Annotated in this window: 18 protein-coding genes; 15 read left to right on the forward strand and 3 right to left on the reverse strand. The window is 48.3% G+C overall.

What is annotated here, in order from left to right; translation table 11 throughout:
- Positions 1-173: 173 nt before the first annotated feature.
- On the forward strand, positions 174-3,347 hold the full coding sequence (locus DFQ00_RS08095) for a bifunctional cytochrome P450/NADPH--P450 reductase (protein WP_110895983.1): 3,174 nt from the start codon (positions 174-176) through the stop codon (positions 3,345-3,347).
- A 162-nt stretch (positions 3,348-3,509) separates the two neighbouring features.
- Here DFQ00_RS08095 and DFQ00_RS08100 read toward each other — a convergent pair whose 3' ends face one another.
- Both DFQ00_RS08100 and DFQ00_RS08105 read right to left on the reverse strand, forming a co-directional pair.
- Positions 3,510-3,935, reverse strand: a complete 426-nt coding sequence (locus tag DFQ00_RS08100; RefSeq protein WP_110895984.1) for a hypothetical protein — start codon at positions 3,933-3,935, stop codon at positions 3,510-3,512.
- Positions 3,936-4,121: 186 nt separating this feature from the next.
- Complete coding sequence (locus DFQ00_RS08105; protein WP_110895985.1) at positions 4,122-5,411, reverse strand: Gfo/Idh/MocA family oxidoreductase; 1,290 nt, start codon at positions 5,409-5,411, stop codon at positions 4,122-4,124.
- Between the two features lie 126 nt (positions 5,412-5,537).
- Between DFQ00_RS08105 and DFQ00_RS08110 the strand changes: the two genes are divergently transcribed.
- From DFQ00_RS08110 to infC, 14 genes are all read left to right on the forward strand, one after another.
- Positions 5,538-6,419, forward strand: coding sequence for an AraC family transcriptional regulator (locus tag DFQ00_RS08110; RefSeq protein ID WP_110895986.1), 882 nt, complete (start codon positions 5,538-5,540; stop codon positions 6,417-6,419).
- A gap of 190 nt (positions 6,420-6,609) precedes the next feature.
- Positions 6,610-8,802: a class I SAM-dependent methyltransferase gene (locus DFQ00_RS08115; protein WP_110895987.1), complete on the forward strand. Its 2,193-nt coding sequence runs from the start codon at positions 6,610-6,612 to the stop codon at positions 8,800-8,802.
- Positions 8,774-8,950: a hypothetical protein gene (locus DFQ00_RS29470; RefSeq protein WP_174812292.1), complete on the forward strand. Its 177-nt coding sequence runs from the start codon at positions 8,774-8,776 to the stop codon at positions 8,948-8,950. Before DFQ00_RS08115 ends, DFQ00_RS29470 begins: the two co-directional genes overlap by 29 nt.
- A complete protein-coding gene (locus DFQ00_RS08120; RefSeq protein ID WP_174812293.1) occupies positions 8,941-9,666 on the forward strand; it encodes a 3'-5' exonuclease in 726 nt (241 codons plus the stop codon). The genes DFQ00_RS29470 and DFQ00_RS08120 overlap by 10 nt, the downstream gene beginning before the upstream one ends.
- A complete protein-coding gene (locus DFQ00_RS08125) occupies positions 9,663-10,040 on the forward strand; it encodes a hypothetical protein (RefSeq protein WP_110895989.1) in 378 nt (125 codons plus the stop codon). The genes DFQ00_RS08120 and DFQ00_RS08125 overlap by 4 nt, the downstream gene beginning before the upstream one ends.
- A 206-nt stretch (positions 10,041-10,246) precedes the next feature.
- Positions 10,247-11,215 carry an ABC transporter substrate-binding protein gene (locus tag DFQ00_RS08130; RefSeq protein WP_110896206.1) on the forward strand — a complete coding sequence of 323 codons (969 nt, stop codon included), beginning with the start codon at positions 10,247-10,249 and terminating at the stop codon, positions 11,213-11,215.
- Positions 11,216-11,322: 107 nt separating this feature from the next.
- On the forward strand, positions 11,323-12,987 hold the full coding sequence (locus DFQ00_RS08135; protein WP_110895990.1) for an AraC family transcriptional regulator: 1,665 nt from the start codon (positions 11,323-11,325) through the stop codon (positions 12,985-12,987).
- A 228-nt stretch (positions 12,988-13,215) separates the two neighbouring features.
- Positions 13,216-15,360 carry a putative PEP-binding protein gene (locus DFQ00_RS08145; protein ID WP_110895992.1) on the forward strand — a complete coding sequence of 715 codons (2,145 nt, stop codon included), beginning with the start codon at positions 13,216-13,218 and terminating at the stop codon, positions 15,358-15,360.
- Between the two features lie 196 nt (positions 15,361-15,556).
- Positions 15,557-17,506: an LTA synthase family protein gene (locus DFQ00_RS08150; RefSeq protein ID WP_110895993.1), complete on the forward strand. Its 1,950-nt coding sequence runs from the start codon at positions 15,557-15,559 to the stop codon at positions 17,504-17,506.
- A gap of 303 nt (positions 17,507-17,809) precedes the next feature.
- Positions 17,810-18,817: an LLM class flavin-dependent oxidoreductase gene (locus DFQ00_RS08155; protein ID WP_110895994.1), complete on the forward strand. Its 1,008-nt coding sequence runs from the start codon at positions 17,810-17,812 to the stop codon at positions 18,815-18,817.
- 122 nt (positions 18,818-18,939) lie between these two features.
- Entirely contained in the window at positions 18,940-19,686 is a 747-nt protein-coding gene (locus DFQ00_RS08160) for a metallophosphoesterase family protein (RefSeq protein ID WP_110895995.1), read from the forward strand.
- 114 nt (positions 19,687-19,800) lie between these two features.
- A complete protein-coding gene (locus tag DFQ00_RS08165) occupies positions 19,801-20,124 on the forward strand; it encodes a (2Fe-2S) ferredoxin domain-containing protein (RefSeq protein WP_110895996.1) in 324 nt (107 codons plus the stop codon).
- 167 nt (positions 20,125-20,291) lie between these two features.
- The gene (locus DFQ00_RS08170; RefSeq protein ID WP_110895997.1) at positions 20,292-21,224 is read left to right on the forward strand and encodes a manganese-dependent inorganic pyrophosphatase; all 933 of its coding nucleotides are present in this window, start codon (positions 20,292-20,294) and stop codon (positions 21,222-21,224) included.
- Between the two features lie 111 nt (positions 21,225-21,335).
- Complete coding sequence (gene infC / locus DFQ00_RS08175) at positions 21,336-21,827, forward strand: translation initiation factor IF-3 (protein ID WP_110896207.1); 492 nt, start codon at positions 21,336-21,338, stop codon at positions 21,825-21,827.
- Between the two features lie 14 nt (positions 21,828-21,841).
- On the opposite strand, the gene DFQ00_RS08180 is transcribed toward infC, so the two are convergent.
- On the reverse strand, positions 21,842-22,693 hold the full coding sequence (locus DFQ00_RS08180) for a protein-glutamine gamma-glutamyltransferase (protein ID WP_110895998.1): 852 nt from the start codon (positions 22,691-22,693) through the stop codon (positions 21,842-21,844).
- Positions 22,694-22,721: the final 28 nt, after the last annotated feature.

The following is a 22,721-nucleotide window of genomic DNA, read 5'->3' on the forward strand; positions in this document are numbered from 1 at the left end:
AATTTACGATTTTGGTCAGTTAGTACCACCTGTAACAATTTGGAACTATGATCAACATGGATTCAAGTACAATGGGAGTCACCATGCTATGAGCCGAAGGGGAAATGCAAGGAAGGTTGCTGTGTCGTAGCACTCGTCATTTACATTTTCGAGAAAAAGAAGGAGTGAGCGTTATGCCATCTGTTTCTGTGCCTCAGCCCAAGAAATACGGTCCATTGGGTAATTTGCCACATCTGGATTTGGAAAAGCCAACACAATCTCTAGTCAGGTTAGCGGAAGAACATGGTCCAATTTTTCGAATGGAGTACGCAGGGCGAAGTGAACTGTACATTTCCAGTGAGAAGTATGTAGCGGAAGCTTCGGATGAATCCAGATTTGATAAAAGGGTATGGGCACCTCTTGCCAAGGTACGTGCTTTTGCTGGAGACGGGCTGTTCACGAGCCGGACAGAGGAACCTAACTGGAAAAAAGCACATAATGTGCTGCTCCCCAGCTTTAGTCAGCGCGCAATGCAGGGATATCATACAAAAATGGTGGACCTCGCTGTGCAGCTCGTCCAGAAATGGGCAAGACTCAATCCGGATGAAACAGTCAATGTGCCTGATGACATGACTCGGCTTACTTTGGATACAATCGGCTTGTGCGGATTCAATTACCGCTTTAACAGCTTTTATCGGGAAGAGCCGCATCCCTTTATTACAAGCATGGTTCGCGCGCTTGATGAATCAATGAGCTCGCTACAGCGACTGCCATTGCAGGATAAGCTTATGTTCGCCAAAAAGAAGCAATTCGAGCAGGACATTCGCGCCATGTTCGAGCTGGTGGATCACATCATTGCAGAGCGCAAGGCGCATCCTCAGGAAAATGCGGACGATCTGCTGTCCCATATGCTTAGTGGTAAAGATCCTGAAACCGGGGAAACGCTGGATGACGAAAATATCCGATATCAGATCATTACGTTCCTGATTGCAGGACATGAGACGACAAGTGGTCTGTTGTCCTTTGCCGTATATTATTTAATGAAAAATCCGGATAAGCTGGCGAAGGCTCAGGCGGAAGCAGATCAGATTCTGAAAGATCCGGTTCCGACCTATAATCAGGTTCGGCAATTAAAATATGTTCGTATGGTGCTGAACGAAGCGCTGCGACTGTGGCCAACGGCTCCGGCATTTTCACTGTACGCGAAGGAAGATACGGTGCTTGGGGGTCAATATCCACTTCAGAAAGGCGACAGCGTTAACGTACTGATCCCCAGACTGCATCGGGACAAGGAAGCCTGGGGAGACGATGTGGACGAATTCCGGCCAGAGCGGTTTGAGGACCCAAGCAAAGTACCGCATAACGCTTATAAACCTTTTGGTAACGGTCAACGCGCCTGCATAGGTCAGCAGTTTGCTCTTCAGGAAGCAACACTTGTACTGGGCATGGTTCTGAAGCATTTTGATTTCATTGATCACACCAATTATCAGTTGAATGTCAAGGAATCCTTGACGCTTAAACCGGATAACTTCATCATTCGTGTACGTGCACGTGCGGGCCAAGCGGTGATGTCAGTGCCTGGTGTTGCAGTTCAAGAGCAGGTTTCGAGTGTCAAAAAGAGCGACTTGCAGGTTGTAGAATCACACGGTACCCCCATGCTTGTATTGTACGGGTCCAATCTGGGTACAGCGGAAGGCATTGCTCGTGAGATTGCGGATACCGCCACTGATCAAGGCTTCCGCAGTGAAGTGGCTGCCCTGGATGACCGGGTTGGCAGGCTGCCCAAAGAAGGGGCTGTCGTCATTGTTAGTGCATCGTATAATGGTCAGCCGCCAAGTAATGCCAAAAGGTTCGTAGAATGGATTGAACAGGCAGATGCCGATGCCTTTGAAGGTGTCAAGTACACGGTGCTGGGTTGTGGGGACCATAACTGGGCCAGCACGTATCAGCGCATTCCGCGTCTGATTGATGAACAATTATCCTCACGCGGGGCGAAGCGGCTCTCCTCCCTTGGTGAATCGGATGCCAGCGGTGATTTTGAGAAACAGGTGGAGGACTGGACAGAGCAAATGTGGCCTGACCTTGCACGCACGCTGGAGCTGAAGCTGAACACGAACTCAACGAGCGAGCGCAGCTCCCTGTCGGTACAATTTGTGACCGGGATGGCAGTTACGCCGCTGGTGGATACGTATGATGCTCATGTAGCTTCCGTAGTGGAGAACAGAGAGCTTCATGATGCAGGCAGTGAACGCAGTACAAGACATCTGGAGATTCGGCTGCCGGAGGGGATCACCTACCAGGAAGGCGATCATCTGGGTATATTGCCGAAGAATTCACCTGAGCTTGTAGAGCGTGTGCTTCGCCGTTATGGCTTCACGGGTACCGAGCATCTGGTGCTGGACGCCTCAGGCCGGAGTGCGGCACATCTTCCACTGCAGCAGCCAGTGAATCTGTATGATCTGCTCAGCCATAGTGTAGAGCTACAAGAAGCTGCAACGCGCGCACAACTGCGAGAGCTTGCCGCTTATACCGTTTGTCCTCCGCATAAAAAGGAACTTGAGGCGCTGCTGGATGAATCACTGTATATGCAGGAGGTGCGTAACAAACGCATATCCATGCTTGATTTTCTGGAAAAGTATGAAGCCTGTGAGCTGCCGTTTGAACGTTTCCTTGAGTTGCTGCCTTCCTTAAAGGCCAGATATTATTCAATCTCCAGCTCACCGCGGGTACAGGCTGAGCAGGCGAGTATTACTGTCAGTGTAGTGCAGGCACCTGCATGGAGCGGAAAAGGGATCTATAAAGGGGTGGCCTCCAATTATCTATCCAGTCTGAAGGCGGGGGATGAGGTTGTGATGTTTGTACGAACCCCTGAATCCGGCTTCCAGCTGCCAGAACGTCCAGAGGTGCCAATCATTATGGTAGGGCCGGGAACCGGTGTGGCGCCATTCCGTGGTTTCTTGCAGGCCAGATATGTGATGCAGCAGCAAGGACAGCAGGTTGGCGAGGCCCATCTTTACTTTGGCTGCCGTAATCCCGAGCATGATTATCTGTACAAAAACGAGCTTGAGGCTGCACAGCAAGAAGGGCTTGTACAGCTTCATACGGCCTTCTCTCGCGTGGATGGGGAAGAGAAATGTTATGTACAGCATCGAATGAAGGATGATGCACATCTGCTGATTCCTTTGCTGGAGAGCGGAGCGCACCTCTATATCTGTGGAGATGGCAGCCATATGGCTCCTGATGTAGAAGCAACACTCAAGCAAGCTTATGCCGAGGTTCAAGGCAAGACTTCTCAAGAAGCGCAAGGCTGGTTTGAGCAGCTGGAGCAGCAAGGCCGTTATGCCAAGGATGTGTGGGCAGGTAATTGAGCGGAGATTAGCTTAAAGAGTGTGTTGAAGCAGTAGAATCACACATTGTTGCCTGTTGTGTAAGAACGACGGACAACCTGCCGCGCGGTGGGAACTGGAATGAACCGGTTCTCACCGCTTTTTGCTGGAGTCGTTTCCATTGAGCCTGGAAACGCCCCCGTTCTAACGCCGGCGGATACAAGTACGCTTCAGCTTGTAGCTTCTTCGGCAGGGACGATAGATTGACTCGACACTGGAGAGTGGAAACAGAATACGGGAGGGAACTCTGCCTCTGCCCTGCAACTCAATATAGTCGATTCCTACACCGACCAGTCTCATATTTCGGAACACATTGCGGGAAGGGAAGGTCGTACGAATCCCTACGTTTACCCCTCGCCGTGTCCGTGGAATATCGAAGACACGAATGGAATTCAGGCTTAGCGGAATAAATAACTGATGATTCACTTTGATAAAATTACGCGGGAATACCCTGCGAATGCGTCCAGGCTCCAGACCCGACCGCGGGGTGTTCAGTTCAGCGAGATGTCCCTGGAATTGCGCTAAGCGCTGCTGCAGCGTTTTGCCTGTACGAAGATGATGCCAGCTCATAAGTCATCCTCCGTTCATCATTTATAGCTAGTATATGAATGAACAGGGGAGGAAGGTGAGCAATTGACAGCCCATGTTCGTGGCTATATGGAGCATGTTACCAAACAAACAAGAAAAGGTGCAGGCTGGAGATAAAGCGTCTCTACAGCCTGCACCTCTATTTGGTTTGAGATGATTCATAAAACCCTAAAATTGAACGAGCGTATCTACCTTGACCGGAAGTCCGGTTGCAATTGCACGATTGGCTGCAATTCCTGTCAGAATTGAACGGGCGCCGTCCACGTGATCTGCTGCGCGATGGAATGGATCTTCTGCCGGTTCACCGAACAGGTCGTTCAGCAGCACAGGGTCACCACCGCCGTGACCACCTTCTTTTTCCTCCACTTCCACGTCATAAGGTGCACCGAACATAGGGAGCACACGCAGTGTTTTTCCGATTAGTGCACCTTCCTTGCTCTTGTCACCCAACGAGTTAACGTAGGACTGTTCTACAATGTTCATCTCGATCCGGCCGTTCGTGCCGTTAATGGCGATGCGATAACCTTCCCATGGCTGGTAGGCGACAAGCGAGTAGGTCAGAATCGCTTTGTTGCGATACTTGACAAGAACACCCATCGTATCTTCAATGTTGATGCCATCCCCGAATACACTTTGATCCCGCTGATAACCGTCCTCCGTCTCGGCATCCAGATACATGGATTTCAGATGGTCATCCGAATCCAGATGCAGTGCAAACGGGTCTTCCTGTGCAAGCGGGTTACCTGTCGCACGGTTATAAAATTGTGTTACGCCGCGATCCTCGGCATTTTCTCTGCCGTAGAACATTAGATCTCCGAAGGCAAATACCGTCTCCGGTTGCGAACCAATCCAGAAGTTCACGAGGTCAAAGTGATGAGTGGATTTGTGCACCAGCAGACCGCCACTATTGCGCTTGTCCCGATGCCAGCGCCGGAAATAGTCTGCGCCATGGCGTGTATTTAGCAGCCACTCAAAGTGCACCGAGGTTACTTTTCCAATCGTGTCGTTCAGGATTAGCTCCCGGATTTTGGTGTGATGTGGTGCGTAACGATAGTTGAAGGTTACTCGTACGTGCTGTCCTGTACGTTTAACGGCGTCCAGAATCTCCTGGCATTTCTCTTCGTCAATCGTCATCGGCTTCTCGGTTACGACGTCACATCCCAGCTCCATCGCACGAATAATGTATTTGTGGTGCGTCCGATCCACGCTGGTAACAATGACGTAGTCAGGCTTCTCATGCTGAATCATCTGATCGAACTGATCTGCCGTATATGTCGGCACTTCAGGATAGTTATATTTTTCTCGCAGCAGCTGATTGGCATAATTCATACGAACCTGATTGATATCACAAAAGCCGACAAGTTCGGAAGTTTCACTGAAATCCCGGGTCAAGGCTCCATAGAAAAATTCTGCCCGTCCGCCGGTACCGACCAATACATATCGTTTCTTGTTACCCACGTATATCGCCTCCTTGAATATAGGTCTAGCCTATAACAAAGGAACACTTCTTTCGCCGCGTTTTTTGCGTAATCGCTTTCAAACACCGCATATTTTGCTATAATTGTGAAAAAGGAGAGGGCGGATATGACAGAAGCTATTCGTGCGGAATACCGGGATGAAACGGGTTATTTACATATGGAATACGATCGTCGTATCGGGTATTTCTCCATGCTGGACGATCATTTCCATGATCATTATGAGCTGTATTACCTGCTGTCTGGTGAACGCATTTATTTTATCAAGGATCGTTCGTATCGGGTGAAAGCAGGTGACCTGGTGTTTGTAGACCGCAACACGGTGCATAAAACACTGGAAAGTGGCATGCCTGACCATGAGCGGATTGTGCTGTATGTAAAGCCTGAGCTGTTTGCAGCTATGGCAATTGCATCTGAATTGACAGAAGCGTTAACAGAGCCATTTCGCTGGGACGTACCAATTGTCAGATTGCCGGCTCAGAGTGCGAAGGTAACGGACGGGATTGTGATGGAGATGGTGAAGGAAATGCTTCATCCTGACGAGGGAACAGGCATGGTGCTGCGTCACCGGGTATTGGAGCTGATGCTTCATACGTATCGTTACCGTCACTTGGGCCGCATACATATGAATGAACAAGCTCCCGTCCTTCATCCCAAGATTCAGACTGTGGTTCGATATCTGAATGGGAATTATGCAAAAGCACTGACATTGCCGGAAACTGCGGCCCGGTTTCGAATCAGTCCACATTATCTTAGCCGACTGTTCAAGCAAACGACGGGCTTCACTTTCAGTGATTATTTAAATTTGCTGCGCGTGAAGGAGGCACAGCGTCTGCTGCGTGAAACGGAGCAGTCTGTCACGGATATCGCCCTGCTTGCCGGGTTTGGGAATTTTTCGCATTTTGGCAAGATGTTCAAGCGCATCGTACAGCAGTCGCCCAGAGCTTACAGGCAGGCGTTCGAAGAGCGTGATGGAGAGTCAGGAAGATAGAATCAAATACTGGCCCCAATGAGCTAGTGGTGCACAGTGATAACAGATTCCATTTTTTACATCAGGTTATATTATAATGAAGGTCTGCTGCCCTCGGAAGCAGCACAGTTGCTTGAATTTGTGCGAACCGGGATACGGCTATTGCCTGAATCAAGATCAACAACATCATGATATAAAGAGGTGAGGCTTTATGCTGCACGCGTTGAAAGCAATCAAAAGGTATAAATCAATGGATACACAACAACATATAACCGCTGAGCCGCAGTGGCTGCAATTGCTGGCAGCGGCAGAGAAGCCGCGGATTAATCTGGAGCGGATTCATTCCATGGCTGAGCTTGAGTACACAAATGCGGTAATAGATTATACGGAGCGTACACTTCAGGTGCTGGACGGCCTTCAGCTTTCCTTCTGGGTCCGTGAGCTGCTGGAGGAGGTGCTGGCCTGGTCGGAGACCGCCAAGGGTGGTTCGCTAGAACAGCGCAGAGCCTGGCAGCAACAGGGTATCAATCTGTTTGTACATAATATTGGCTCAGCCCAGTTATATGAGCTGTATGTAGTATCTGCGACTCGATCACCAAGGCATGAGATCATTCGTACCCTGATTGCAACGCACGGACTCATTGGACAGTATATTCGAGGTGAGATTCCCTTTGTGGAGAATACCCCTCTGCGCTCACTTACTGCCGAAGGCTGGGTTAACGATGATGAACTGCGTGAAATATTGATGGCCTTGAATGAATGCATCATTACAGGGGTGCATGAAGAACTCTGGGACCAGGTTCAGGATGAGGTGCAACAAATCATAGGCTGGATTGTTGATGGGACGGAGCACACGGATTGGACGGTGAAGGAGCGTTTAACCCGTCTGAGAAGTGATTCGATCCGCCACGGCGAAGCTATGGATAAAACCTATGCCGAGCTTGGTAAGCAGTTTGCTGTAGAGCAAGAGCTTGAACCACTTGCTTCGCGTACCCTATGGTACGTCGAGTCAGCCATGCTTGATTTTTCGCTGGAAGAGATGGTCAAAGTGTTTGTGCTGGCTCTTCATAGTGAAGCGTGGAGCAAAGGAAATATGAACAATTGCACCAATAGGAAGGACGCGGAGAACAAGGAAAGCTCAGAAAGCTCGGAGATAAGGCAGCACACTGAACGTTTCTCTGCGACTTCAATTCGTCATGTCAGCTTTGAACCATTAATGAACACGATGTATTACGACCACAAGGGTGTCAAAAAGCTGAATATTTATAAGAAACGTATGATTGAAAAATATTTGGAGCAGTACTCGTGGGAACAGCTCGTTACCGGGCAGCAACTGCCCTATCCACATCTTGGGCATCGCATTGAACAATACCCGGACGTGCCAGATACGCTGTTTGTGACGTTTGAATTTTCTTCTGCTGCGGAAAAGCTGATCGCTTTCTGTATCGAGGCTGAGAAATCCCCGTTGTACGAGCAGGCTGTGCTTATGTTATTTGATCTGTTTGGGTTGCGCCGGGATGCGTATGACCGTTTTCACAACGAAGAAACATATCTTGCAGATATGAACAGCTCAGGGGACTACAAGAAGGTGCTCTTGGACTATATTGTTGGCAAGCGAGTGCTTGACATCGGTCCTGGCGGAGGTGTTTTGCTGGACTTAATTGAACAGGAAAAGCCGGAGGTTGAGCCGATCGGCATTGATATTTCGTCCAATGTCATTGAAGCGCTGGAGCGTAAGAAGCAGATGGAATCTCATCGCTGGCATGTAATGAAGGGGGACGCCCTGCAACTGGATCAATATGTCGAGGCTGGCACAATAGATACGGTCATATTTTCCTCCATTCTGCATGAGCTGTATTCATATATTGAGTGGGATGGAGTCAGATTTAATACAGATACCGTGGCCGCTGCGCTACGCAGTGCTTTTCAGGTGCTTTCTCCGGGCGGAAGGATTCTTATTCGGGACGGTATTATGAGTGAACCGGAGTCATTGAAACGGCGTATTCGCTTTCTGGAGCCGGATGGCATGCAATGGCTGGAACGTTATGCTGCGGATTTCAAAGGTCGTGTGATTACGTATGAACGTTTATCGGATAATGAGGTGATTCTTCCCATTAATGATGCGATGGAGTTTCTGTACACGTATACTTGGGGCGAGGAAGCTTATGTGCATGAGATTCAGGAACAGTTCGGCATATTTACACCTCAGGCTTACGAGCAATGCATACGAGAGACGCTGGGTGAACAGGCAGATATTCTGATGCTGCGTCATTTTCTGCAAGAGGGCTATACCGAAGCCTTGGCAGAACGGATCGTTATGCTGGATGAGCATGGTGAGCCTGTGGCCTTGCCGGACAGCACCTGTCTGATTGTGATTGAAAAGAAGGGAAGGGTGCTTTCATGAGCCGGGCAGTGCTTACACGGTTATAACAGAGAATTACGACCCGGCGTACGGGTTTGAATTCTGGGAGAGCACAACGATGCCGGATATTTACAGGCTCGATCTGGACATAGATCATCAAATGCTGCGGATTGCTCGAATGTGGCAGTAAATGAACTACAGAATGGGGGAGCGCTTGTGAAAATTACGTTTGAACCGGGTACATATACGGTCGAAGGCGTTAGTGTAACACCTCTGCTAAACAGGACCTACTGTATATTTGATCTCGAAGGAACGGGGATTGATACGGCTGTGGAGAGCGTAACGCAGTTTGGGGCGATTTATTACAAAAGGGGAGAAGGGGCCGATAAGACAAGCTTTGTCTCTCTCGTTCGAGCCTCCAAACCGATTCCGGAAGCGGTGGAGAAGCTCACAGGCATCACGAATCAAGCGATGCAGCAGGCACTACATTTTGATGAGGTGTACAAGCAATTTTGCAGTTATATCGGAGATCAGGTGCTGGTGACTCATGCGGGGTATGAATATGATCTGCCTATGCTGGAGCATCACTGCGAGCAGTTTGGATTAACGATGTTCACGAATAAAGTGCTGGATACGAAAGCAATGTTCACTTATATTCATCCCGAGGTAACAGATGTGGTATCAACGGATTTCCTGATTCATTATTACGATCTCGATACAGAAGGCATTCACAGGCATGATGCACTGGAGGATTGCGGAATCATTGCCCGGATTTTTGAATGTGTACTGGAGGAATATGAGCAGCGTGGGTTGGATCATTTTATAGCGGATTCAGAAAAAAGGATGAAACGCTTTGTCATTCCAGATATGTATCTGACGAAAGAGAAGGGAGAACTGTCCGAATGAGCAGAGACGATGTGCACAGCCTGCTCGCGGATTTGAAAGAAGGACATCTGCTGGGTGAACAAAATTTTAGAGGGCTGGATGTAGACGCATATCTGGATGAACGTGATGAGGCTTTATTTGCTGATGAATGGATGCGGGCTTACGAACGATATGCCGGTGATGCAGCATTGGCCGAACAAGAGGTGCTGCGAAACATTCGAGAGACAGCATTTAAACGCACGATTACGTTAACCGGTGAGCCGGAGTTAGCCGGATATGTCAGCGATGATTTTGGGCTGATTGGTTGTTACTTGTTGCAGAAGGAAGAACAGAATGATTTTGTATGGAAATTGTTCGGGAGTTATCGTTTAGGCAAACTGCCCCTGTGTTCATAACAGGGGTTGTTTGTTTTCATCAGGTTGCTTTATTTGTATAAAAAAGAGGCTTCAAATGTGTATTGTAAGTGCGGTGCAGAATAAGGTAGAATTCATTAAGATGCTTATTGATAATGATTATCATTATAGGTTGAGTCATTGTGAATAGGAACATCGTAGATTATACATAGGGGTGAAGAGTAACTATGTTTAGGCAAGGTGGATTTATGAAATCATGGATGTTTCTGGTGCTGATGGTTAGTGTATTGATATCCGGCTGTACAGATCAATCCTCAAAAGCAACAGAAGAAAGCGCCACTCTGAAGGAGAACAGCAGTGCTGAGACTGGAACATCGGATGTGGAAACGCGAGTGGTGCAGGATGAGTTTGGAAAGGTGACTATCCCTGTTCATCCCCAGCGCATTGTAGGAATCTATGTAGAAGATTACCTCAAGGCACTGGATATTACTCCTGTTGCACAATGGTATCATCCAGCTTGGGGAGTACAGGATTATTTGAATCTGGATGTGCCCAAATTTGATTTTACAGGTAGCGTCGAGGCTTTGATGCAATATAATCCTGATCTTATCATTGTGGATGGCGGGGTGGATGCAGCGAAATACGAGGTTTATTCCAAAGTGGCTCCCACATATCGTATGCCTGAACAGGCTCTGAACGATTCCAAGCAGATGTTGACAACCATTGCTGACATTGTAGGCCAGCCGGAGAAAGGGGCTGCGTATCTAAGCACTTACGAGAAGAACATTGCGCATGCCAAAGCTGAATTGCAAAAAGCAGTTGGCGATGAGACCGTAGCAGTAGTCAGGTTGAATGTTGAGGAAAAAGGATTGGCCTTGTTCGGAGTAAATAATGCGTACACGGGATTCATCTACTCTGAACTTGGTCTGACCCCTCACCCTATGGCTCGTGATATGGAGAATCCTCAACAGATCTTGTCCGAAGAGGCCATTCCGAGTCTGGACGCTGATCACATCATTGTATTTCCTTCTAATGGAACATGGGAATCCCAAGAAAATCAGGAGGCAATTCGTCTGTTGGACGGAAAGCTGTGGCAGTCCCTTCCAGCGATCAAAAATAATCATGTATACCGGATGGAGCGATCCCACTGGCAATCTGGTGCAGTAATTGCAAATTCAATGAAAATGGATGATCTATTAAAACAGATGACTCCATAACAGGGGACGGCAGAAAGAAAGCTCTTCATGCTACTTGAAGAACTTTCTTTTTTTAAGTACACTTTTGTTCAATGATAACATTTCTCATTTACCAAGGGGGCTAATTCATGTTTGCGACCGTGCATCCTTTTCTGATCAAGCCTTGGTTATGCTCCCTGCAGGGTATTGATCATATCCAGGTCGAATCTTGTAAAACCTTTGCAGTAGATCCATTCGAGCACAGTACAAGTCATATGTTCATCGTTGTCATACAAGGTAAGGGTGAGCTGGCGTGGTGTAATCGAAGAACCCGACTCGCTCAAGGGGACATCCAATTTGTACAGGCAGGCGTTTCTTTTTCCATAACTGCATCAGCTGATCATGAGGAGACGTTGCAGTTTTACAAAGTGCGTGTAGATGCAGGTCCCATTCCATGTGGCCAGATGCCGGATCAGAGGCATGAAGAAAACAAAGCTGAGCCTGATCGAGTTCTAGACATCGAGTCATATGAAGCGCCACTTCCGGTTATGGAGTTTTCATATATCCCTTGGGGTGTTTGCCTTGATCATATGAAACAGTTATTACGCTATCAGTATGCGGATAGTCTGCATGAGCAGTGGGAGATCCAGGCTCGATTTCAGGAATGGTTTCGAAGCCTGATTCGCCAAAATGATCCCCATCTCCAGTTAGTAGATGAACGCAAGCGCATCCATAGCTCGATCCGTTATATTGAAACTCATTATCATAAGATGTTCACTGTGGATGAGCTTGCTTCCAGAATCGGGCTTTCGAGAGGCAGCTATACTCGCCAATTCAAGCGACTTACGGGCAAGCTTCCACTTGATTATATCAATGGCATTCGTCTGGATCACTCTAAAAAGCTGCTGCAAATGACAGATGATCGCTTGCACGATATCGCCCACCAGGTAGGGTTTAGCAATGAATACTACTTCAGTCGGAAATTCAAGCAATATGCGGGTATCTCCCCAGGTGTGTATCGTCGGCATCATCGGAAGGATATAAAGGTATTTGCGCCCTTTTTGGAGGACTATCTGTTGGCCTTGGAAGTTAAGCCTGTGTTGCTTGGGTATCACCGAGCATGGGGCAAACAGCATTATCTGGAAGTTGATGATGTGCCTGACTTTGATATAAGTCAGCAGCATAGCCTTCTGCATGAAGAATACATGCCAGAATTTATTATGCTGGATCGTGGATACCAGAAATGGAACCTGGAGCGGTTCGAGCAGCTTGCTCCTGTCTATTATATCCATCAGGAGGGAGAGCAATGGCGTGAAATTTTAAAGGTTACGGCAGACCTGCTTGGTAAAACCAACCGTGCGCAAGAGGTTATTGCCAGCTACGAAGACAAGGCAGCAGAAGCCAGAGGTCGCCTGCAACGCTATACCCGGGGCGAAACGTTTGCATTCCTGCGCATTTCAGCATCAGAAATTACACTTTATGGGGAGCATTTCGGTTACGTGGGGCCAATTCTGTATCAGGATCTTGGCCTTACGCCACATATTTGTGTGAAAAAATGGACTCATCGCCAGCGCAGAGTTCGAATTGAGCTTGAGCAGTTATGTCAACTTCAAGCAGATCACCTTCTGATTACCTTTGATGCGTTGGATTCTGTTGATGGAGAGGAACGCCGCCTGCTGGACAGGCAGGAATGGAAGCAGCTTCCTGCCGTGAGGCGCGGCAACGTTTATGAGGTGGATTTTATGCCATGGATGAATTACGGTGTCATCTCCCATGGCAAGAAAATCGACGATATGCTGCGATTCATGGGCTAAGGAATCCAGGCTGTCATCCAGGCTCTCTCAGCATCGGCTGAGAGAGCCTTTTGCTTGTTCTTTTCAATAAGAGCCGTTATTTTACAAATAAATGAAATTACGCAGATAAAAACCTGAACCGATAGTCCTTGACGCTGGTAGTGCAACATAACATTAGAGAGAAGGCAGATATGCATAAGCGAGACTGCCAATCAATCACAGCCACGGACGGCAGACGGGAGAGCTGCAATGATAAAACGGGTAATGCTGTTAGAGGACGGTACGGCGGAGATGAAAGGAATGAATCCCAGCATCGGAGCTGCTCTTGCAGAGCTAATGCATGCAGGATGGTCTGTTCCAGCGGGAATGGTCGTCACGACGGATGGCTGCCGCGCATGCTGCGCCCGTTCCGGGTATCTTTCGGATGAGATGAACGAGGAACTGCACAATGCCATCTGGCACCTGGAGCAGCTAACGGGCAAGGCTTTTGGTCAGACGGATGATCCATTGTTGCTCCATGTACAGTCAGATCAGGTGGTTTCACCTGTTACGGCTGAAGCATGTGCCATACCCTATATCGGTTTGAATGATGATACCGTGGAAGGCTTCGCCCGTCAGACAGGCAATCGAGTGTATGCGCTTCAATGTTACCTGTCTCAAATACAGCACTATGGGCTTATCGCTCATGGTATTGCTTATCCAGTGACAGTGCAGCCCATTGACCATCGGCGTTCTTCTGGAGAAGCTGAGCTTGAATGGTGCATCGCCAAGTGGAAGCAACGGATTGAGGAGAAGAGTGGTCATCCGTTTCCACAGGATGTGAGGCTTCAGCTTCAAGGCGCGATACAAGGGGTTTCTTTTCTCACATCGCAACAAGGGTTATCCGTTTACAATGAGAGGGGAATTCTCGGAGACGCTTCGGCACCACAGCAGGAGTCTGGAGCATGGCCTGTGCTTATCCTTGCAGCCAGACAAGGCCAATATAACGATTTTAAAGGTAAAGGCAGCTTATATACACGTAACCCGGTCACAGGAGAAAAAGGCATGATGGGAGACTACTTGCCGGCTGAAAGCCAGTCTGGCATGCTGCATGCGCTCTCGTATTTAAAACGAAATAATTCAGCACGATATGCAGAGCTTGAGACGATCTGTATGGAAATGGAGCAACGAATAGGGGCGGTGCTGGAGATCGCCTACACGATAGACTCGGCCTGCATTGGTTTAGAGTATATTCGGCCCGTGATGTTAAGTCCGGCAGCCGCGATCAAGAGCGCGGTAGACCTTGTGCTGGAGGGAGTGATACAACCTGAGCATGCCATTCTGCGCATGAGACCAGAGGACTTGGCGGAGGGCAGGAAACAGGCGTTACCCGAAATGAAACGGCTGCTGGAATGGGCCAATGGAATAAAAGAAATCTCAATTCTGGCCAAAGTAGAACAAACCGCAGATGCCTGGCAAGCAGAGGCCTGGGGGGCCGACGGAATTGGCCTGTGTGTAACAGAAGCGATGTTCATGTCACAGCACAGAAAACCTTTTGTACAGAAGATGATGATGGCAAATACGGAAGAAGAACGCAGGCGTGGTCTGGAACGATTGCTGCCGATGCAGCAGTCTGATCTGGAAGTTCTTTTTGAAGCAATGAACGGTCGTACGGTAGCGATTCAATTGTTTGATATTTCACTGTATGAGCTGTTTTCGGGTCAAGATAGGCGAGATCAGCGTGGCGAGAGATTTCACGCTCCTATGGCTGAGTTGTATGAAATGCAGCTTGAAGCTATTTTCCGGGCCGCACTTCGAAGTATTCGTGCAGGGCTATGGGTGCGTCCCGAAATTCTCATACCGCACGTGGAGCACACACAAGAGATGCAGGACATAAGAGAGCTTGCTGATCATGTGGCTGGACAGGTGCTTGGTGAAGAAAGAAGGCACTGCATATATAAGGTAGGAGCTGTGATGGCCTCATCAAAAGCAGCGTTGTCAGCTTCACAGATTGCAAGATATGCGGACTTGATTTTGTTTGCTGGAGATGAGTTGAGTGATTCAACTCAGAGCTACAAGCGTGAGGAAGCAGAGGATCGAGAGCAGAGGGACGCGATTAACGGGCAGACAGAGCCGAGTGCTGTTCATAAACCTGATATTGAAGGCGTTGGTCCTTGGGTTGAAAATGCAGTGGCCCAGAGCCGATTGCGCAAGCCTCATCTGAAAACGCTCCTGTCAGGTGACCATAACGGAATACTGGAGTCCATGACATTTATTCAGCACATCGGACTTGACGCAGTATGTGTCAGACCAGACCACATTCCATGGGCCCGGGTTGCAGCAGCACAGGCGGTCATTCGAACGTCGAGGGACAAATTAAATTCCGAAGATGAGGATATATCGACCATCGCCTAAATCTTCATAACAGCGAATAGAAGGTAATGCCGTCATCGGAGTGCAAGTGTAAATGATTCAAATTAACCATAGAGCACGATCTTGATGGAACAGTGTAGCACGACCTTGATGGAACAGTGACCCGAAAACTGTTATACTGAAATATGCGTTTTGTAAAATGAACGTAAAATATTTCAGATAAGGGTTGAAAACGACCATGTTTACATCGACTAAAAAAAGCGGGCAGACGTCATCACGGACCTTATTTGCCGTCTTGTTTATTTTAATGCTGCTGAAGTTATCGCTTCTGCGGTATTTCTTTTTCAACGGACTGTCGGGCGTAGGGCTGCTAATGGATGCACTTGCTGCGCTCACCATCGTGTGTGTGCTTGATCTGATTGTGCCGCTTAGCTGGAAACGCACAGTGTATGCGATATTTAATGTACTCTTTTCACTAATCCTGTTTGCAGCCACACTGTATAATGCACATTTCAGTTCGGTTCCTACCTACACCGCGCTTAGTGAGCTGGGTCAGGTTGCACAGGTCAGAGGAAGCATAGGGCCGCTGGTTCGGCCAACGCACTTTTTATTTTTTGCAGATATCATTCTTGCAGTGCCTGTCTGGTGGATCAGACGCCGACGCAACAGAAGCCGAAGTGCGTATCGCAGCAGTTATGGCGACAGCCATCTGACATTTGGCAGAAGACGCAGCAGCTATTGGAGCAAGCTAGGTGTTGCACTTACTGCGGCCTTCTGTATCGTATGTTCAGGCAGCTTTATCGTCAAAGGTGAAACGATTGACAACGAGCTGGTACGGGCCGAAAATCTCGGTTTTCTGAACTACCAGGTATCTTCGGCTATTCTGACGAGCAAGGAAAATGAAGCTATCGCTAACGGTAACATTAACGAAACGATTGCCAAAATTAACGCTCTGGTCAGCAAGTATCCTTATCAGGACAAAGCAAAGAACGGTGCTGCCGTAAAAGCGAGATATTTCGGTCAGGCCAAAGGCAGCAATCTGATTGTGCTTCAACTGGAATCCTTTCAAAACTTTCCGATTCATGCTTCGCTGAATGGTCAGGAATTAACGCCGGTCTTGAATAATCTTGCGAAAGAAAGCTATTATTTCAATCATTTCTTCCAACAGATCGGGCAAGGCAATACGTCGGACGCGGAGTTTATGTCGAATACATCCATCTATCCTACGGGGGTTGTGCCGATGTCAGCGGGCTACAGTGACCGTGATCTTCCGAGCCTGCCCAAGCTGCTTGCCAAGGAAGGGTATGAGTCGGAAACGTACCACGTGAACGACGTGACCTTCTGGAACCGCAACAAAATGTATCCTGCCCTTGGTTTTACACGTTACTTTGACAAACCAAGCTTCACGAATGACAAATTTAACGATTTTGGTCCATCGGATGAAGAGTTATATCGGGTTGGTGTGGAGAAAATGACTGCGCATCAGGCTGCCAGACAGCCGTTCTATGCTCAGTTTATTACGGCCTCAAGCCATTCGCCGTTTACGGTGCCGGCAGACCGCGCACGGATTGAAATCCCCGAGACGATTACCAACAAACTGCTGCATGACTATTTGCAGGCGATCAATTATACCGATTATGCGGTAGGCCAACTCATTCAGGAGCTGAAGGCAAATGGTTTATGGGATAACACCACCCTTGTCCTCTACGGAGATCACTTTGGATTACCTGAGGAGCAGGAGATCACACAGCAGATTCAGGAAAACCTTGGCATTCCATATGACGGCAAAGTAAGCCGCTTCAACATTCCGCTGATGATTCATACCCCTAAGCAAACGAAAGGGCAAGTGATAGAGCAGCCGGGAGGACAGCTTGATATTTTGCCAACCGTCATGAATCTGATGGGAGTGTCGCTGAAGCAGGAAAACTTCACCGCATTTGGGCATGATCTGCTGAATATGGATCATAACGCATTCGGGATTCGTTATTACTTGCCCACAGGATCATTTGTCAACAATGACATCATGTTTATTCCTGGTGCAGGTTTTGATGATGGAACAGCGTATTCGCTTAAAACGTATGAGCAGGTGACGGATTTGGAACCATACCGCGCCGACTATGAGCATGTGCTCAATCTGATGAAGCTTTCTGATGAGTACGTGAAGCTGCTGCCGAAACGAACACCATAAGTGAACAAACGGTATGCGATTCAATGATGCAATCAGAATCAACTACAACACACGCGTGAACGGGATCATCACCAGCAATGGGAACAGGATCACCACGAATGCTGCCAGAAGGAATGCTGGCAGCATTTTTTATGTTTTCAGCACGAAGGAATGCAGGTGTGCTCTCTTCAGAGTGGGCGTGTGCATGTTTTGGCTAGACTTCATCCAGAGACATAACGTTTGAAACTGTAATTTTTAATGTTACAATGGACAAGTAAGAAAGATAAAGACGACATATTTCATCAACGAGAGGAATGAATATATATGAAACTGAGCGTATTGGAGCATGGACACATCAGCGAGGGGCGTCAGGTACAGGATGCTCTACAGGAGGCAGTTACCTTGGCTCGTCATGCCGAGCAGCTGGGATATTCCCGATTCTGGATGTCAGAGCATCACGGCGGTGGAGCCTTGTCCTTCTCCAGCCCGGAGGTTATGATCGCACATGTGGCTGCTCATACGGAACGTATTCGGGTCGGCTCGGGAGGCGTGATGCTGCCGCATTACAGTGCGTATAAGGTAGCCGAGAATTTCCGTCTGCTGGAAGCCCTGCATCCGGGGCGGATTGATCTGGGTATCGGACGTGCCCCGGGAGGCATGCCAATCGCCAGCAGAGCGTTAAATGAGGGCAAATCCTCGAATGTACAGTTTTTCCCGCAGCAGATTGCGGACCTTGGCGGTTATTTTCATGAGCAGTTGCCTGAGGACCACCGGTTTGCTTCGCTTGTAGCCGGGCCTTCTGTTACTACAGTCCCTGAGGTATGGCTGCTCGGGTCCAGCTCGGAAGGTGCAAGAATTGCTGCGGCACAAGGTACAGCGTATGCTTTTGCTCAATTCTTTGGAACGCCGGGTGGAGAGGAGGCGATGAAGCATTATCGCCGTCACTTCAAACCTTCGATTCTGAACGACAAGCCGCACAGCATGATTGCAGTATCGGCCTTCTGTGCAGAGACCGAAGAAGAGGCTGCCGAGCTGGCCCGCAGCAATGAGCTGTTTTTCTTGCGCCTTGGGCGGGGATTGGAACAGCGCTCCTTCCCTTCGCTGGAGACGGTGAAAAATTATCCGTACACCGCGATGGAGCTGGAGCAGATTCGGCAGCGCCGTTCTTTTTCGATCATTGGCACGCCGGATCAGGTGAAGGACCAAATTATCGCTATGGCTGAACGCCATGAAGCCGATGAGGTCATTATTGCATCTGCCATTCATTCGTTTGAAGCGCGACTACGCTCGTTCAGTCTGATTGCAGAAGCATTTGGGCTCCAGCAGGAGTAACCGGTTCAAAGCGGGAATGATATATAAGGATAGACTGGAATACTGCTTGCCTTGTCCTGGTGCAGGTCAGCAGCGTTCCAGTTATTACTTTTTGGGCGGCATCAGAGAGAGAGGAGATTACCTTGCGCAGATGTGTCATAAGTGACATTCACGGCTGTTATGATGAATTCAATGCACTGCTGGAGCAGGTTCATTATAATGCTTCGCAGGATGAGTTGATTTTACTGGGTGACTATGTGGATCGTGGTCCAAAGAGCAAGCAGGTTATTGAGCAGATTATGCAGCTAAGGCAGGAGCATGGGGTCGTTGTACTCAAAGGCAATCATGATGCCATGATGGTTAAGGCTCTGAAGCATGATGTGCAGGAGTATGATCTTCACTGGATTCGTAATGGGGGCCTGCAGACGCTGGCCAGTTATCGGAACGTGTCCTATGATCAAGAAACGATGGATTGGCAGGCTTATGCTCAGGATAAACAATGGATGCGTTCACATTATAGTGAGCATCTGCATTTCCTGGACGAGCTGCCGCTGTCGCATGAGATTCCGGGTTACATTTTTGTACATGCCGGGATTAACCCGGATGAAGCTGATTGGAGAAGCCAGTCGGAACGTGATTTTATCTGGATTCGGGAAGCCTTTTACACCAGACCGACCAAGCTTCAGGAAGTAGTTATCTTTGGACATACACCTGTCATGAACCTGCATGATAAGCCTGGGATCTGGATGGACCCGCGAGGAGACAAAATAGGGATCGACGGCGGTTGTGCCTATGGCGCACAGTTAAATCTGCTACAGATTGACGAAGCGGGCAGGATAGAGACGTTTTATGTGCAAAAAGGGCAGCAGGCTTCAAAGCCTGAAAAATAACGCTAAATATCGTTGCATGAACCTGGATTCATGTGCTAATTTAGAGTGTTGTACATGTGGCTTGTGTAATCTATCAGATACATACTAAATTGATGTGAGAGGAATGAAGCGAGCTTGGCTATCTACAATTTGGATCAACTGCAACACCATATTTTGCTTTGTAACGGCGGAACATGCATGCGTAATGAGGGGGAAGAGGTCACTCAGGCGGTGCGGGATGAAATCGCGAAGCAGCAGGCGGGTGGATTTATTCATACAACGCGCACAAAATGTAATGGCCGCTGTGACGACGGTTGTGTAACGATTGTGTATCCGCAGGGCGATTGGTACGGTAAAATGACGCCGGAATCTGGCCGGGAACTCGTTCAGGCTCTGTGCAACGGCGATAAACTGGACAAACATCTGATTGCTAACGTAGTCAAGGCATCAGCCAATTAAAGCCCATCACGTTCTTTTTTTTCTTATTCTAACGTGCACAGAATGATCTCAAATTAATTCGCTGTAAAGGGATTGGAATTAAGACGTATAAGCGCTATAATCAGTAAGGTATGATTCAAAATAGACTAGAATTGAACTTGAATTCGAATTGACGGAGGGCTATGAATATGGAAAAAGCATTAATTTTTGGCCACAAAAACCCGGATACAGACACGATCTGTTCAGCGATTGCTTATGCAGACCTGAAAAGCAAATTGGGACAGGATGTTGAAGCGGTGCGCCTGGGCGAAGTGAACGGTGAAACACAATATGCACTGGATCAGTTCAAGGTTGCTGCACCACGTTTGATCAAAACAGCTGCAAATGAAGTGAACAAAGTCATTCTGGTGGACCACAACGAGCGTCAGCAAAGCGTAAGCGATATTGCAGATGTAACGGTTGTTGAGGTTATTGATCACCACCGCATTGCGAATTTTGAGACAAGTCAGCCTTTGTACTTCCGTGCAGAGCCTGTAGGTTGTACTGCAACCATACTGAATAAAATGTACAAAGAAAACGGCGTAGAAATCAGCGCACCGATTGCGGGTCTGATGCTGTCGGCAATCATCTCCGATTCCCTGCTGTTTAAATCCCCGACATGCACAGAGCAGGACGTTGCAGCGGCACGTGAGCTGGCAGCTATTGCTGGTGTAGATGCAGACAGCTACGGTCTGGACATGCTGAAAGCCGGAGCAGATCTGAGCCAGAAAACAATTGCTGAGCTGATCTCTCTGGATGCGAAGGAATTCGCTATGGGTACAGCTAAGGTTGAAATCGCGCAGGTGAATGCGGTTGACGTCAATGATGTGCTAGTCAAACAGCCAGAGCTTCAAGCGGCCATTGAAGCGATCATCTCCAGTAAGGGACTCGATCTGTTCTTGTTTGTTGTCACAGACATTCTGAACAACGATTCTGTTGCATTGGCTTACGGTGCATCAACCCAAGCGGTAGAGAAAGCATACAACGTAACACTGGCAGACAACAAAGCATTGCTGAAAGGTGTCGTATCCCGCAAATCGCAGATTGTACCTGTGCTGACGGAAGCGTTCAACACGCTGTAATACGCAGAGCGATATAATCGGATAACAAGCAGCACAATAATGAAGCCTGCTCTGATCTTTCATGGATCAGGACAGGCTTTTCATGTCAAGGAGGAAGCAAGGATGGCGCAGATCATCAAAAATGAAAAAATCAAAGCAGCCGAGGTACAGCTTACAGGTTTGAATGGAGAAGATCTGGGAGTCATGTCCACACGGGAAGCACTGGCACTGGCCAAGCAGTATAAAGTAGACCTCGTATGCATGTCCCTGATGAGCAGCCCGCCTCCCTGCAAGCTCATTGGAGCAGGTGCGGCGCGTGATGAGGCACAGCAGGCGAAGAAACAGGCAGGCAAGTCTCCAGACAAGCGCAAAGTAAAGGAAATCCGGCTGCAACTGCAGATGGAGGACCATGACCGTGATGTAAAGCAGTCACAGGCAGAGCGTATTCTGAAAAAGGGTGACTCCGTGAAGTTTGTTATTCAGGTTCATGGTGCCAAAGAGGGCGAAGCAGGTAAGGTCTGGGCCGAAGAGCTGTGCAAAGCGCTGAAAGATGTTGGAAGCAGAACGACAGGTATCCAGGTCAGCGGCAAGCAAGTGGTTGTGCAGCTTGATCCGATAGGCTGAAGTGTGTAGTGCATTTAAACACTTGTAAAAGGCTCCGAGCCCGGGATGCGCAAATAACGTCGGCCGCCTACTCTCACATATAATTGACCAGGTAGCACAGGTGAGAAAGCATCTGGATTGTCACCTGTGCTGCTTTTGGCATAGCGGGATAAATACAGAAAGTCGGGATAAATAACCATATCCATTAAATAAGCGGATACCCTGCTGCCCGGAAAGCGAAACTGATTCAAGGTTTGAATAATCTGTTCACCGCTTGCAATGCCAATGCCGTGCCCGTAGTACCAATTCTCCCGTAGCATAATTGTGTTTTCACCCTGCCATTCAGGTGTTGCGGGAGATACATCAGGATTTTTGAAATATAGCACATCTCCAGGCAGTGCCGTTTCCTTTCCATTTTTTTCAATCAAACGAAGATCACTGTCATAATGCCAGTCAAACAGCAGCAGGTTACGAAATAAAGAATTAAAGGCGTCCTCGCGAATACTACCAAGCACCCCTCCATACAGCACAATGACGGCCGCAGTCGCACATTCAAATGCGTATAAATGCCCGTTTCTCCATATATCTCTAATCCCGTTTGCAGGAGTTACATCGGGTCGAAGCTCAAAGCCACCCTCGGCATTTCGATTCCAGAACACAGGATTACATCGTGAATCCTCAAAGGAGGCAAAGCTGACTCCGCTTCGATCCAGCTCTTCCGCTGCATGGACGAGAGATTCTCTTAAATTCCATTCAAAGTGCAGATGATCCATAGATTGATAAACATATCGTGCAGTACGGTTCTGAAGCTGCTGTAACCAATACCATTCAAAGGTAGACCAATCAGAGGGTGATAGCTGAACTGGTTGATTAGCAACAATAATCATGGTGCAATAACCTCCATTCTTAACTTGC

It is taken from the genome of Paenibacillus barcinonensis, assembly GCF_003217495.1.
Lineage (GTDB): Bacteria > Bacillota > Bacilli > Paenibacillales > Paenibacillaceae > Paenibacillus > Paenibacillus barcinonensis.

Coding starts and splice junctions, on each gene's coding strand:
- DFQ00_RS08125 (WP_110895989.1), top strand. CDS start 9,663: ATGAGCAGAGACGATGTGCACAGCCTGCTCGCGGATTTGAAAGAAGGA.
- DFQ00_RS08135 (WP_110895990.1), top strand. CDS start 11,323: ATGTTTGCGACCGTGCATCCTTTTCTGATCAAGCCTTGGTTATGCTCC.
- DFQ00_RS08180 (WP_110895998.1), bottom strand. CDS start 22,693: ATGATTATTGTTGCTAATCAACCAGTTCAGCTATCACCCTCTGATTGG.
- DFQ00_RS08115 (WP_110895987.1), top strand. CDS start 6,610: ATGCTGCACGCGTTGAAAGCAATCAAAAGGTATAAATCAATGGATACA.
- DFQ00_RS08095 (WP_110895983.1), top strand. CDS start 174: ATGCCATCTGTTTCTGTGCCTCAGCCCAAGAAATACGGTCCATTGGGT.
- DFQ00_RS08145 (WP_110895992.1), top strand. CDS start 13,216: ATGATAAAACGGGTAATGCTGTTAGAGGACGGTACGGCGGAGATGAAA.
- DFQ00_RS08150 (WP_110895993.1), top strand. CDS start 15,557: ATGTTTACATCGACTAAAAAAAGCGGGCAGACGTCATCACGGACCTTA.
- DFQ00_RS08155 (WP_110895994.1), top strand. CDS start 17,810: ATGAAACTGAGCGTATTGGAGCATGGACACATCAGCGAGGGGCGTCAG.
- DFQ00_RS08170 (WP_110895997.1), top strand. CDS start 20,292: ATGGAAAAAGCATTAATTTTTGGCCACAAAAACCCGGATACAGACACG.
- DFQ00_RS08100 (WP_110895984.1), bottom strand. CDS start 3,935: ATGAGCTGGCATCATCTTCGTACAGGCAAAACGCTGCAGCAGCGCTTA.
- DFQ00_RS08130 (WP_110896206.1), top strand. CDS start 10,247: ATGAAATCATGGATGTTTCTGGTGCTGATGGTTAGTGTATTGATATCC.
- DFQ00_RS08110 (WP_110895986.1), top strand. CDS start 5,538: ATGACAGAAGCTATTCGTGCGGAATACCGGGATGAAACGGGTTATTTA.